7 protein-coding genes and 1 pseudogene are annotated in these 13,073 nt (G+C 41.9%); 6 read left to right on the top strand and 2 right to left on the bottom strand.

Annotated elements, in window-relative coordinates:
• Nucleotides 1–69: 69 nt before the first annotated feature.
• Nucleotides 70–1,386: a sensor histidine kinase gene (locus tag C4S38_RS00035; protein ID WP_103982019.1), complete on the bottom strand. Its 1,317-nt coding sequence runs from the start codon at nt 1,384–1,386 to the stop codon at nt 70–72.
• 51 nt (nt 1,387–1,437) lie between these two features.
• Nucleotides 1,438–2,781 carry a sigma-54-dependent transcriptional regulator gene (locus tag C4S38_RS00030; RefSeq protein ID WP_103982018.1) on the bottom strand — a complete coding sequence of 448 codons (1,344 nt, stop codon included), beginning with the start codon at nt 2,779–2,781 and terminating at the stop codon, nt 1,438–1,440.
• 328 nt (nt 2,782–3,109) lie between these two features.
• Between C4S38_RS00030 and C4S38_RS00025 the strand changes: the two genes are divergently transcribed.
• From C4S38_RS00025 to C4S38_RS15865, 6 genes and pseudogenes are all read left to right on the top strand, one after another.
• Nucleotides 3,110–4,450, top strand: coding sequence for a TolC family protein (locus tag C4S38_RS00025; protein WP_103982303.1), 1,341 nt, complete (start codon nt 3,110–3,112; stop codon nt 4,448–4,450).
• A 42-nt stretch (nt 4,451–4,492) separates the two neighbouring features.
• Nucleotides 4,493–5,743: an efflux RND transporter periplasmic adaptor subunit gene (locus tag C4S38_RS00020; protein ID WP_099465367.1), complete on the top strand. Its 1,251-nt coding sequence runs from the start codon at nt 4,493–4,495 to the stop codon at nt 5,741–5,743.
• 26 nt (nt 5,744–5,769) lie between these two features.
• Nucleotides 5,770–8,154 carry an ABC transporter permease gene (locus tag C4S38_RS00015; RefSeq protein WP_103982017.1) on the top strand — a complete coding sequence of 795 codons (2,385 nt, stop codon included), beginning with the start codon at nt 5,770–5,772 and terminating at the stop codon, nt 8,152–8,154.
• Nucleotides 8,155–8,202: 48 nt separating this feature from the next.
• Nucleotides 8,203–10,539, top strand: coding sequence for an ABC transporter permease (locus C4S38_RS00010; protein ID WP_103982016.1), 2,337 nt, complete (start codon nt 8,203–8,205; stop codon nt 10,537–10,539).
• A gap of 34 nt (nt 10,540–10,573) precedes the next feature.
• Nucleotides 10,574–12,967, top strand: coding sequence for an ABC transporter permease (locus tag C4S38_RS00005; RefSeq protein WP_103982015.1), 2,394 nt, complete (start codon nt 10,574–10,576; stop codon nt 12,965–12,967).
• A 28-nt stretch (nt 12,968–12,995) separates the two neighbouring features.
• Nucleotides 12,996–13,073, top strand: a pseudogene (locus C4S38_RS15865) (ABC transporter ATP-binding protein); the annotation flags it as partial.

Genomic DNA, 13,073 nt, shown 5'->3' with positions numbered 1-13,073 from the left:
TCTTAGAGTAAAATTAGAGAGACAAAAAACACATCCGGGAGAAAATTAAATTTCATCAGTGGAAATATGTTAAGGAAACATCAATATAAATGTCGTCTTTTTTGTGGAAGGAGAACTTTTCAGGGTTATGCTTCCTCCCGATAAACGCATAATCTGACGGGAAATGGAAAGTCCTATACCGCTTCCGCCTTCTTTGGTAGTAAAGAACGGTATGAAAATATGTTCGGCCTCTTCCGGAGGAATAGCAGGGCCATTGTTGCTTACTTCAATAAATACTGCTTCATCTTTATTACAGTAAGCTGTTAATTCGATTAAACCGTTTTCTTGTTCATGGCCAATTGCTTGCATGGCGTTTTTAAGTAGGTTCAAAACAACTTGCGAAATGAGGTTTTCATCGGCATAAACAATTAAATCGGTTGGTTGGACATCTATCCGAATGCTTATATTCGGATAATTGTTGTGGTACCGGGCAAGCTGCACCATCCGGTCTGCAAACTTCGATATATAGAATAATGAGGGTTGCGGAGTTGGGATATGAGTAAATTTACGGTATGACTCAACAAATGAAATTAAACTTTTTCCTGTTGTACTGATAACTTCCAGACCATTCCGGATTTCTTTATTGGCATCTCCATGGATGGAAAGTAAAGTGTCGCTTAATGAAGTCATAGGGGTTACCGAGTTCATAATTTCGTGTGTCAATACGCGTGTCAGTCGTATCCACGAGTCAATTTCTTTTTCGTCCAGTTCGCTGTTAATGTCATTAAGCGCAATAATACGGACATGTTTTTCCTGCAATGTCATTTCAGATACGCGCAAGGAAAGATGTACGGTTCCTCTTTCGTTATTAAAAGATATTTGGTGTTTCTCTCCGGGGAGCACGGACGATATGGTTTGCTCTAATTCTTCATCAATACGTCCTAACTGTCTGACATGAGTAAAAACAGTTAGCCCGAGCAAACGCAGAGCTTCGTTGTTTGTTTGAAATATAACACCTTTGTCGTCTATAACTAAAATCCCCGTATTGACGGAGTTCATGATAAGTTCGTAATACTTTTCTTTTTGGAGCGCTTCGGCTTTGGCATGAAACAGAATTTGAGTGATGCGGTTTAATGATTCGCTAACCATTTTATCATTTGATGAACGGCCGCTGGTTGCATATTTGAAAGCATAGTCGCTATTGTCTATAGCATCAAACATAAATGCTATTTTTTGCGCATTACGTTTATACAACGTGCGCATCATCTGTATACTATATAGCCATGCTATGCAGATAAGTATGCAAAATTCCCAGTATTGTTGCAGACAACAATACGTGAATGCTCCTGTAGTGATAAGCAGTAACAGAAGCCGGAATGTAAGACTATAATATATACCTTTTAGCATCGCTGGTAATCGGGTGTTGAAAATTATGACAAGCTATATTTCAATTTCCAATCAAATTTCGTATCTCTTTATTTTATTATATAATGTTTGTCTTGAGATTCCCAATTGGTTGGCTACTAAAGACAGGTTCCCTCCAAATTTGTCCATAGCATTTTTTATCATGTTATATTCCATTTCCTCTAATGTGGTGATCTCTTTTGTCTGCGTCTCTTTTTTGCGGGGAAAATCAAAGTCGTTGCTATCTAAAGTGTCACCTTCACAGATAATAACCGCTTTTTCAATGGTGTGCTCCAATTCGCGGATATTTCCGAACCAAGGTTGTTGTTTTAGTTTTTCTTGTGCATCGTTGCTCAGATGCAAAGTAGGTTTACTATAGAGATTTCCATATTTGGAAAGAAATATTTCAGTTAATGGTATAATATCTTCCAAACGTTCCCGCAGGGGAGGAATTTCAACATGAATCGTGTTGATACGATAAAGCAAGTCTTCACGGAATTCTTCTTTTTGTACCATTTCCTGTAAATCCTTGTTGGTAGCGCAGATCAGACGTATATTAACAGGTATGGGTGTATTGCTTCCTACGCGGATAATACTTCTTCTTTGCAGGGCTGTCAGAAGTTTAGCTTGTAGGTGAAAGGATAGGTTGCCTATTTCGTCAAGGAACAAAGTGCTGTTATTGGCAACTTCAAACTTTCCCGAACGATCGGTACGGGCATCCGTAAAAGCACCTTTTACATGGCCAAACAGTTCACTTTCAAATAATGTTTCTGTAATGGCTCCCATATCTACAGGTACCATAGCTTCGTTCTTTCTATTGGAAAGCAGATGTATTTCCCTCGCCAGCATCTCTTTGCCTGTACCGTTTTCTCCGGTAATTAGAATATTGGCATCTGTTTTTGCAACTTTATCTATCAGTATGCGCAGTTGCTGCATGGCGTTGCTTTCGCCCCAAAACATACCGCTTTCCTTTGATATGAGCTGCTTGTCATTTGTTTTTTTCTGATTAGACGAACGTAAGTTGTATGCAGTTTGTAATGTTTCTATTAATTTGGCGTTATCCCACGGTTTTACGATAAAATCGGTTGCACCGTCTTTAATGCCTCGTACAGCTAGATCTATATCTGCGTAAGCCGTAAAAAGTACAACTTGTACGGATGGATATTCTTTTTTTATTTCCGAGAGCCAAAAAAGCCCTTCGTTACCGTTATTAATACCGGAACTAAAATTCATATCCAGTAATACAACGTCTATGGGGTCATCGTGTAATGTCGATTTAATCTTATTGGGCGTAGAGATTGTGATTACTTTTTCAAAGCAAGTACCCAGCAGCATTTGTACGGCTGTAAGAATTCCTTTGTTATCATCTACAACGAGTATGGTTCCTTGTTTTGCCATTTATTATATTAAGTGTAATGAGTACGGCAAAGATAATGTATACTATCAGAATTACTCCCATTCTGCTAAACAAAAAACAAACTCATAATTATGACTTTTCAAAATCATAACTGTGAATCAAAAAAATCATCGGGATCTTTTTATAAAATCATCCAGATGTTTTGAATGGATGACCGGGAATATTTATTGTCTTGTCCAATAATTTTACAATACTGTCCAATTTTTTGACACTGTACTGATTTTGTTGTTTATGTAATGGTTTGATAAATAGTTTATTATTTGTTTTGGCATGCTCTTTGCTTCTTTACTGGTAGAAAATAATAAAGAAATGAAACAGATATTACTTACAACAATTCTTTCGTTTGGTTTGGTTACTACAACAGTGGCACAGGAGAAATTTTGGTCGCTAAATGATTGTATGCGGTATGCCGTTGAAAATAGTCCGGCCGTAAAAAAACAAACATTCACTTATGATACGTATAAGGCAGAACGTAACGCATCGGTAGCTTCTTTCTTTCCAACGGCTTCAGCCAACGTAGGCGCCCAGTATAATTTTGGCCGTTCTATTGACCCGGAAACAAATACATATAATAATACGTCTACCTTTAATAACTCGTACGGCTTGAGTACCCAAATTCCGATTTTTACCGGCGGCCAGTTAATAAATCAATGGTTGTTAGGAAAGTCGAATGTGAAAATGGGTAAGAATGATATTCAGAAGAAAAAAGATGATCTGGCATTGGAAACGATGCAGGCGTATGCAGATGTTGTATATTATAAAGGTACAATCAAGATAGCTGCCGAGAAATTGGAGGAGAGCCGGCGTACACTTTATAAAACAAAACGTCAGGAAGAGCTTGGACTGAAAGGTAAAGCCGATGTTGCCCAATTTGAAGCTCAGGTAGCTACGGACGATTATACGTTAACACATCAGCAGAATCTTTATAATACGGCATTGTTGACATTAAAGGAAAAGATGAATTATCCTTCCGATCTGGAACTGGAAGTAGATACGCTTTTGCCGGATGTTTCATTTGTTACCGTCAATGAGAATGTAAATGAAATATATGGTTATGCGGAGGAGAATAATCCTACATCCCAACAAGCTGATTTTCAGTTGCAGGCTGCTAAATATCAATATCGTATGTCTAAAGGTGCTATGTTGCCTCAAATCTATTTTAATGCGGGTATTTCTACAAACTATTTTGAAAATCTGAAATCGGAGGCATCTCCGGCCAGCTTTAACAGTCAGTTTAAGAATAACCGTGGCGAATATTTAGGATTTACTATTAGTTTTCCGTTGTTCAACGGTTTGAGTAAAGTAACGAACCTCCGTCGTTATCGTAATAATTTGCGTATCGCAGAAGAAACGAAAACGGAAGTACTTCGTCAGTTGCAGAATGCTGTTGAACAGTCGGTTTTAGATCGTGAAGGCTATGCAAAAGAGGCTATTCAGATGGATAAACAAGTTAGTTCGAATGATTTGGCATATCGCATAACACTTCGCAAGTATGAAGAAGGTTTGATGAGTTCCCTGGATGTACAAACAAGTTCGAACAACCTGCTTACTTCAAAGGCTAATCTGCTACAGAAAAAGCTGATGTATTTGATGAAGAGTAAATTGGTTGATTACTATAAAGGAAAACCGCTTGTGGAAGCTGAAAATTGAGAATAGAAAATAATAAATTAAGAAAAGAAAAATCAAAATACAATGGATATACAATTAGAAAAGAAAAAAGGCGTTCAAAAGAAGCACATTCCGTACATTGCAGGTGGAGCTTTATTTGTAGTATTGCTGGGATGGATTATTTTTGGTGATCATGCTTCTACATTAAAAGTGGACGCACGAGGCGTTAGTATTGGTGATGTGACCCGTGATCAGTTTAACGATTTCTTTCGTGTTGATGGCCAGGTACAACCGATAACTGTTGTGCAACTTAGCCCCGAAGAAGGAGGTATTGTACAGGAAAAGGTGGTTGAAGAAGGTGCTCATGTGAAGAAAGGAGACATTATTGTACGTCTTAGCAATTCTAATCTGGATTTACAGATATTGAATGCCGAAGCCGAATTGGCGGAAAAGCAGAACTTTTTGCGTAATACACAGGTGACAATGGAACAAGATAAGCTGACCAATCAGACTGAAAAATTGCAGTATGATATGGATATGACGCGTTCTTTGCGTGCTTATCGCCAGCAAGAACAATTATATAAGGAAAACCTGATTGCAAAGGAAGATTATCTGAAAGCAAAGGAAGACTATGAATTATCATCCAAGAAACATGCTTTGATAACGGAACGTTTACGCCAGGATTCCCTTTCCCGTACTATTCAGATGGAAGAAATGGAAGCTAGTTTGGCAAATATGCGTAAAAATATCTTGTTGATACGCGAACGTAAAGAAAACCTGAATGTTCGTTCGCAAATTGCCGGCGAGTTAGGATTGCTGGATGTTGTCTTGGGACAGAATATTACTCCGGGTCAGAAGATCGGACAGATTAATGATTTGTCTGACTATAAAATTGAAGCTATGATTGACGAACACTATATAGACCGTGTAAAACCGGGGTTGAATGCAACCTTTGAACGTCAAGGTTCTAACTTTGCTCTTTCCGTACGTAAAGTCTATCCCGAGGTACGTGATGGTAAATTCCGCACTGATTTGGTTTTTACGGGAGAACGTCCGGATAATATCCGTAGCGGACAGACCTACTATATCAATCTTGAATTGGGCCAACCTACCGAAAGTATTATCATACCAAAAGGCACGTTCTTCCAGAGTACAGGAGGAAGCTGGATATTTGTTCTTGATAAAGACGGAAAGAAGGCATATAGACGCAGTATAAAGATTGGTCGCCAGAACCCGCAGTATTATGAAGTACTTGAAGGACTTGAGGCAGGGGAAAAAGTTATTATCTCAAGTTATGAAAGCTATAAGGATAACGAAGTGTTAGTACTTGAATAATTACTGGCAACAAGAAACAAAAATGTATGAAAAATATAATCATTGCCTTTCGTTCTCTTTTCAAGAAAGGAAGGCATAATATAATGAAGATTGTCTCTTTAGGGGTAGGACTGGCTGTTGGATTGGTATTGATAGCGAAAGTCTACTTTGAACAATCGTATGATAGTTTCTATCCTGATGCCGACCGTATTTTCCAGATATGGGAGTGTGTAGAAAGAGATGGAGAATTAAAAGATTGGGGACGTACTAGCGGAGGAACTGCCGGCCTGATGAAAGAGAGTATTCCGGAGATAGAGATGGCTACGCGTATTAATCCGTATGGAACATGGACGTTTACTATGACGGATACACAGCTTAAATATAAAGGCAAAACTGTTTTTGGTGATAGTTGCCTGTTTGAAATGTTACCTCGTCCTATCCTGTTAGGTAATGCGAAAGAAGTTCTTTCTACTCCGATGCAGGTGATGATATCCAGCCGCATGGCAAAAAAAATCGGTGGAAATGTAGTTGGAAAAACTTTCGTTGCCGACGATGCCCCGGGACGCGTGCTTACTATTGGCGGTGTATTTGAGGAGATACCTGAAAATGCATCCGACCGTTACGATGTTATTATTTCCATGCCTTCTTCACCTCAGTTTATGCGTGCGGAATCGCATACGAATCTGTTTGGAAACGACCGTTATATCAGTTACATCAAACTTTATACCAAAGCATCTGTCCCTACTGTACTTGAAGGAATGCTTAAGATTGTTTACAAGCACTTTTCGCCGGAAGAACAGGCTAAGCAAGGGTATAAGTTTTCATATACTTTGCATGCAATATCCGATATACATAAGGACGATGCGCAGGTGAAACGAATGGCATGGCTGCTTTCGTTGTTGGCATTTGCTTTGCTGTTTACTGCGATGATGAATTATATATTGATAGTTATATCCGGTATTGTGTCCCGTTCCAAAGAAGTGGCTGTTCATAAATGTTATGGAGCTGCCGGTAAAAATATTAATGGTATGATGCTGGGAGAAGCTTTTGTACACATGATTCTTTCGTTGGTGTTGGCTGCTATTCTGATCTTTGCGTTCCGTGGAACGGTAGAGGAGTTGTTAGGAGCGTCACTCGAAGCTTTACTACTTTCAAAAGGTAGTTTGATCCTGTTGCTTGTTTGTGGGCTTATCTTTTTAGGCAGTGGTTTGATGCCCGGTTATTTGTATGCCCGTATTCCTGTGGCTTCTGCTTTCCGTAATTTTAGAGAGAATAAACGTGTATGGAAATTGGCTCTGTTGTTTGTGCAATTCATTGCTGCCGGTTTCTTGTTTACGATGTTGATCTTTATCGGCCGTCAGTATAATTATATGGTAAATGACAATCCGGGTTATGAGTATGAAAATCTGGCTTATAGTGAATTGGCTGGTGTGGATTCTACTGCTCGTCGTAAAGCGGTAGACGAATTGATGCGTTTACCGGAAGTCGCAGCGGTTACAACTTGCTATCAGTTACCTTTTGCTGTATCTTCCGGCAACAATATAACGCTACCTGGTTCGGACAGAGAATATTTCAATATAGCAGATCAATATAGTGTGGGTAACGGTTATCTGAAGATTATGGGAATTCCGGTCATACAGGGACGTTCTTTTACAGAAAATATAACTAATTCGAACGAGGTTATGGTGGATCGCCGGTTTGTTGAGAAGATGAAACTATTGGCAGGCTGGACAGACGATGTGATAGGGAAAGCTATTTTAGTGACAGAACATGGGGGAGATGAATTAACAGGGCAAAGATCTCCGTTCACAATCTGCGGTGTTTACGAAAATTTCCGTTTAGGTTCGATAGCCAGCCAGGATGAGCGCCCTACGGTTATGTTCTATTCTAAAACGCCCTCTTATAATTTGTTGGTAAAATTCCACAATCTGGATGCAAGAGGAATGGAGCACGTGCAGAAGGAGATTTCTGCCCTTTTTCCAAACAACGATATTACACTGAATGCTTTCCGTACGGAGATAAAAGATATGTACGACGAATCCCGTCAGTTTCGTGACTCCGTGCTGATAGGCGGTTGTATCACTCTGCTTATTGCCCTGATAGGTCTGATAGGTTACACGAACGATGAGGTGAACCGCCGCCGTAAGGAGATTGCCGTCCGCCGGGTAAGTGGAGCTGAGGTGATGGAAATTATAAAACTGTTCCTCCGTGATATAATACGTATTGCACTTCCTGCGGTCATATTAGGCGGTTGCTTTGCCTTCTTTGCAGTGCAGAAATGGATGGAGCAATTCACAGAGAAGGTGCCGCTCGCATGGTATATCTTTATTGGTTGTGGAGCGGCAGTGTTGCTGGTTATTCTGTCAGTGGTTTGTCTGAATGTACACCATACGGCAAATGATAATCCGGTAAATAGTCTGAAGAACGAATAGGGATACACAGTGATAGATTTTTATGATGAATAAATAATATGGAATACAATGAATAATCTACTTAATTTAAAAGCCTTCGCTAAATTTATGAGCCATAATAAGGCCTATACTGCTATCGATATATTCGGGTTGAGCGTATCGTTGATGTTCGTGTTGCTGATTGCGGTTTATACCGTGCAGGAGATATCTACCGACAGCCGCCACACAAAGGCCAACCGGATTTATCTGGTGGGTAATGAAAACTGGATAGAATCCGGTGCAGCTATGTCGTATAAGATAAAAGACCGTTATCCGGAGGTAGAGAAGGTTTGTCCGGTGATGTGTTCTGCAGCCGGCGAAAAGACAAAAGTAGTGAGCGAAGATAAGAAACTGAATGCCGATCTGATGTTTGCCGATTCTACCTTCTTCGACTTCTTTGATTTTCCGTTGCTGAAGGGAGACCGTAATCAGGTGCTCTCAGCCCGCAACTATGCTGTAGTCTCTTCTTCTTTTGCTCGCAAAATGTTCGGAGCGGACGATCCGGTTGGTAAGCCGTTGTTGGTAGGCGATACCATTTCGGCCATTATTAGCGGAGTTATAGGTGACATGCGTCATTCATCTCTCCCTGAGGCCGACGTTATTCTGCGTTGGGAGCAGATGGCGTGCTTTAATTCGAGTCTGGCACCCGATGCATTGAATAATGCCGGAGCTACCGTTGCTTTTGTAATGGTGCGTCAAGGCAGTAATTTCCCGTCCCGGGCTGCAGAGATGGCGGAGTGGATGAAGACGTTCTACTGGCCTTACGAGATAAATATTGCAAAAGAGGCGAAGATCGTTTCACTGAAAAACTTCTACTTCTCTGGTTTGGGAAGCAATAACCTGCATACCGGCGATAAAAAGTTTGTATTAGTGTTGATGTCTATCGGCATCCTGATCCTGATTTTTGCCGTAATCAACTATATTAACCTGACTGTGGCGCAAGCCGGTTTCCGTGCCAAGGAGATGGCAACACGCCGTCTGCTGGGTTCTTCACGCGGCGAACTCTTTCTCCGCCTGATGCAGGAGGCTACGTTGCTCACGTTCATATCTATGATTATCGCTATCCTGCTGGCGCTGGCAGCTGTTCCGTTTGTGAACGACTTGTTGCGGACAAAACTTGATCTCAGTGTGCTGTTTACACTGCCCTGGCTACTGTCGCTGGTGGGTGTGCTATTAGTTGTGGGCGGACTTTCTGGTTTGCTGCCTTCGCTTATCATTTCGGCTTCGAAGCCTATCGAAGTGGTGCGCGGTACGTTCCGTGCAAAGACGAAGATGGTATTCAGCAAGTTTTTTATCGTCTTCCAGAATGTGATAACAATCGCTATGATTGCTGCTTCTATCCTGATGGTGGAACAGATATTGCATTTGATCCACGCTCCGCTGGGATATAAGATGAACAACCAGATTGCAGTCGTAACCAATGCAGTGAAGGGGGAACAATATTCGGCGCTTGTGAATGAGTTTCGTCGTCTGCCGTTCGTCAAAGCCGTAGGGAAAACACGGGGGATACCGTTGCTGGGTGCTAATAACAATACGGCCACCCTGCAGGGAAAAGTTCTTTCCTGGCGGCAGTTCGTGATGGATAAAGAATGTATGGATATCCTGGGGTTGAAGATACTGCGCGACAATCATCTGGCCGGCGGCGACGGTTGGTATGTGAGCCAGTTTGCCTTTAAGGAGATGAACCTACCCGAAGATACTCCTTCGGTTACCTTCGATAACAAAGGTTGGTCGTTCCCCATTGCCGGGACGATACAGGATTTCCAGTTCGGCGACGTCACCCGTGATAAGGTTCCTATCATGTTCCGCTTCCTGAAGGATGACGAACAGCCTTGGGCGATCCTGGTAGAAACACAAGGCGATATTTTTACAGCTAATAAAGAGTTGCAACGTGTTTATGAAAAGGTAATAGGGCTTGAAGCCGAGACATGCATACTTGATGAAGAACTGCAAAAGGCTTTTGATTCTCAGATTCGTCTGGCGAAGATCGTGATTGTCTTCTCTGTGATTGCGGTTCTGATCTCGTTACTCGGCCTGGTTGCTATGTCTACCTACTTCATCCAGCAGCGTTCCAAAGAAGTTGCCGTGCGTAAGGTGTTTGGCTCGACTAATAAAGAGATATTGATAAAATTGGTACGTACTTTTATGATCTATGTAGGTGTTGCTTTTGTAGTAGCAGTCCCGATCATCTATCATTTTGGTAATGATTGGCTGTCCAATTATTCATATCGCATAGCGTTAAATCCGCTTATCTTTATTGCTGCCGGTCTGTTCTGTTTTGTCATCTCGTTTGCTGCAGTATTCGTGCAGAGCTGGCGGGCTGCCAATACCGATCCGGTGGAGAGTTTCCGTAAGGTACAGCAGTAGAAATTATACAAAATATAAATAAGAGAAAACAGAAATGAGAACAATTATAAGGAACTTTATCAGCGTGTTGCGCCGCTTCAAGATGGCGACAATACTTAACATACTAGGGTTGTCGGTTGCTTTTGGTGCCTTTATGGTAATTCAGATGCAGGTGGATTATGACCGTACTTTCGATACGTTTCATAAAGATTCCGAGGTAATTTACCGGGTAGACCTTCAATGGGAAGGCGATCCGGTGCAGGCCATTTTCTCCCGTCCGATGGCGGATGCCTTTGCCCGCTTTTCCCCTCATATCAAGGCCGGAGCTTTGACATATCCTTTTTGCCAGGAGACACTTTTTACTGTGGATAAGGATGGAGATAAAGAGAGTTATTTTGAGAAGAGCCTGACGGTTTACCCTTCTTTCACCGATGTGTTCCGGTTTGATATGACAGAAGGAAGCGATAAAGCGCTGAATGAACCGAATAAGATTCTGTTACCCGAAAGCCTGGCACGTAAAATGTTCGGCAGCGAATCGGCAGTAGGCAGAGTACTCGAACCGAGGGAGACACATTCGATGATGGCCGGCTTGTTTGAGGAGAAGAGTGGACGACTCGTTGTGGGAGGTGTGTATAAAGACTTCCCCAAGAACAGTATTGTAGAGAACGTGATCTATAAGCCGATGGATGAAAAAGAAAATGCACACCACTGGGGTAATTCCAGCTATTACTTTTACATCCGTCTGGATTCGCCCGAATCGGCAAAGGAGCTGGTAAACGACTTTCTGGCTTACTATAAGAAGAACGATTTGGGGAAGAATATCACTTGGTTTAAAGGCGGGGTTAATTTCCGCCTTGTACAACTTCCGGACATCCATTTCACGACGGACGTTACGTACGATTCTACCCCTAAGGCAGACCGTCAGACGCTGTGGGTACTGGTCGCAATTGCCATCGTGATACTTATTATTGCCGGTATCAACTTTACGAATTTCAGTATGGCGCTTACGCCGATGCGCATCAAAAGTATAAACACTCAGAAAGTATTGGGAAGTTCGGATAGTACGCTTCGCTTTTCTTTGCAGATGGAGGCTGTTTGTATCAGTATGATTGCCTTTTTGCTGGCTTTATGGATGGTGTCTATGCTGGGGAAAACCCCGTTGGCTTTGTTGGTGAATGCGGAATTGTCGTTGGCAGCTCATCCTTTGCTGGTGGCTGTCACAGCAGGTGTTTCCATTGTCTTGGGTCTGGTAGCAGGCTATTATCCATCCAACTATGTCACTTCTTTCCCTCCTGCACTGGTGCTAAAAGGGACTTTTGGTCTTTCGTCTCAAGGACGCATGTTGCGGAATGTACTGATAGGCATCCAGTTTTTTGCCTCGTTTGCGCTGATCATCGGGGCTATGTTTATGTATCTGCAGAACCGTTATATGTCTACCTCTTCGTTGGGATACGAGAAAGACCAACTGATTGTTACCAATATTACTCAGTTGGTGAAGGATAAGAAAGAGGCGTTTGCCAACCAGCTGAAGTCGTATTCGGGTATTGAGGATGTAACTTTCGCTTCGGTACTTATTTCGAACCAAGACCGGTTTATGGGATGGGGACGTGAACTGAACGGGAATAATATCCAGTTTCAATGCTTGCCGGTAGATGTTGCTTTCATGGATCTGATGGGAATAAAAGTAAACGAAGGGCGTGGCTTCCGAAAGAGTGATGAACTGGCAAGCACGGGTTGCTACGTTTTCAACGAACGGGCCAGGAATATGTATAATATCCGGTTGGGCGATAAGATATATGGAGACGAAGTGATCGGCTTTATGCCGGACGTCAAGTTTGCCACCTTCCGTACGGAAGTGACTCCGATGGCATTCTACTTCTGGGGCAACAAGCCGGAGATGGAAGAAAACCTTTCGTATGCCTATATTAAGGTAAAGGCCGGAACCGATCTGCATGCGGCTATGCAGGAGGTGAAAGGCGCCTTGAAGAATATCGATCCGGATTATCCTTTCTATGTCCGCTTCTTCGACGAAGTGCTGAATAATGCGTATGCCAAAGAGAGAAGCTTGAGCCTGCTCATCACACTATTTAGCCTGATAGCTGTATTCATTTCGATTGTAGGCGTATTTGGATTGGTGGTGTTCGAGAGCCAATACCGCCGCAAGGAGATAGGTCTGCGTAAGGTGATGGGGTCTACTACATCTCAAATACTGGTTATGTTCAATAAAACGTATTTTCGCATTTTGCTGGTTTGTTTCGTGTTGGCGGCTCCGGTTGCCTACTTTGCGATAATTCGCTGGCTCGAGAACTTTGCTTACAAAACGCCGGTCTATGCCTGGGTGTTTCTACTAGCTTTCCTGCTGGTGTCAATGATAACCATTTTGACGGTTACGTTCCAGAACTGGCGTGCAGCGAATGAAAATCCGGTGGATAGTATTAAAACAGAATAATTAAAACATAAATAAAACAAATACGATTATGATCAAGATTGAAGGTTTAAGTAAGTTCTTCCGTACGGAAGAAGTAGAAACAATAGCATTGAACAAGGTTTCGTTG

Source organism: Parabacteroides chinchillae (assembly GCF_900108035.1).
GTDB lineage: Bacteria > Bacteroidota > Bacteroidia > Bacteroidales > Tannerellaceae > Parabacteroides > Parabacteroides chinchillae.
The sequence above is the reverse complement of the archived record's forward strand: the minus strand, read 5'-3'. Positions and strand labels throughout refer to the sequence as shown.

Bases quoted from the DNA above. Each gene is read 5' to 3' on its own strand.
- C4S38_RS00035 (WP_103982019.1), bottom strand. From the start codon at position 1,386: ATGCTAAAAGGTATATATTATAGTCTTACATTCCGGCTTCTGTTACTG.
- C4S38_RS00030 (WP_103982018.1), bottom strand. From the start codon at position 2,781: ATGGCAAAACAAGGAACCATACTCGTTGTAGATGATAACAAAGGAATT.
- C4S38_RS00025 (WP_103982303.1), top strand. From the start codon at position 3,110: ATGAAACAGATATTACTTACAACAATTCTTTCGTTTGGTTTGGTTACT.
- C4S38_RS00020 (WP_099465367.1), top strand. From the start codon at position 4,493: ATGGATATACAATTAGAAAAGAAAAAAGGCGTTCAAAAGAAGCACATT.
- C4S38_RS00015 (WP_103982017.1), top strand. From the start codon at position 5,770: ATGAAAAATATAATCATTGCCTTTCGTTCTCTTTTCAAGAAAGGAAGG.
- C4S38_RS00010 (WP_103982016.1), top strand. From the start codon at position 8,203: ATGAATAATCTACTTAATTTAAAAGCCTTCGCTAAATTTATGAGCCAT.
- C4S38_RS00005 (WP_103982015.1), top strand. From the start codon at position 10,574: ATGAGAACAATTATAAGGAACTTTATCAGCGTGTTGCGCCGCTTCAAG.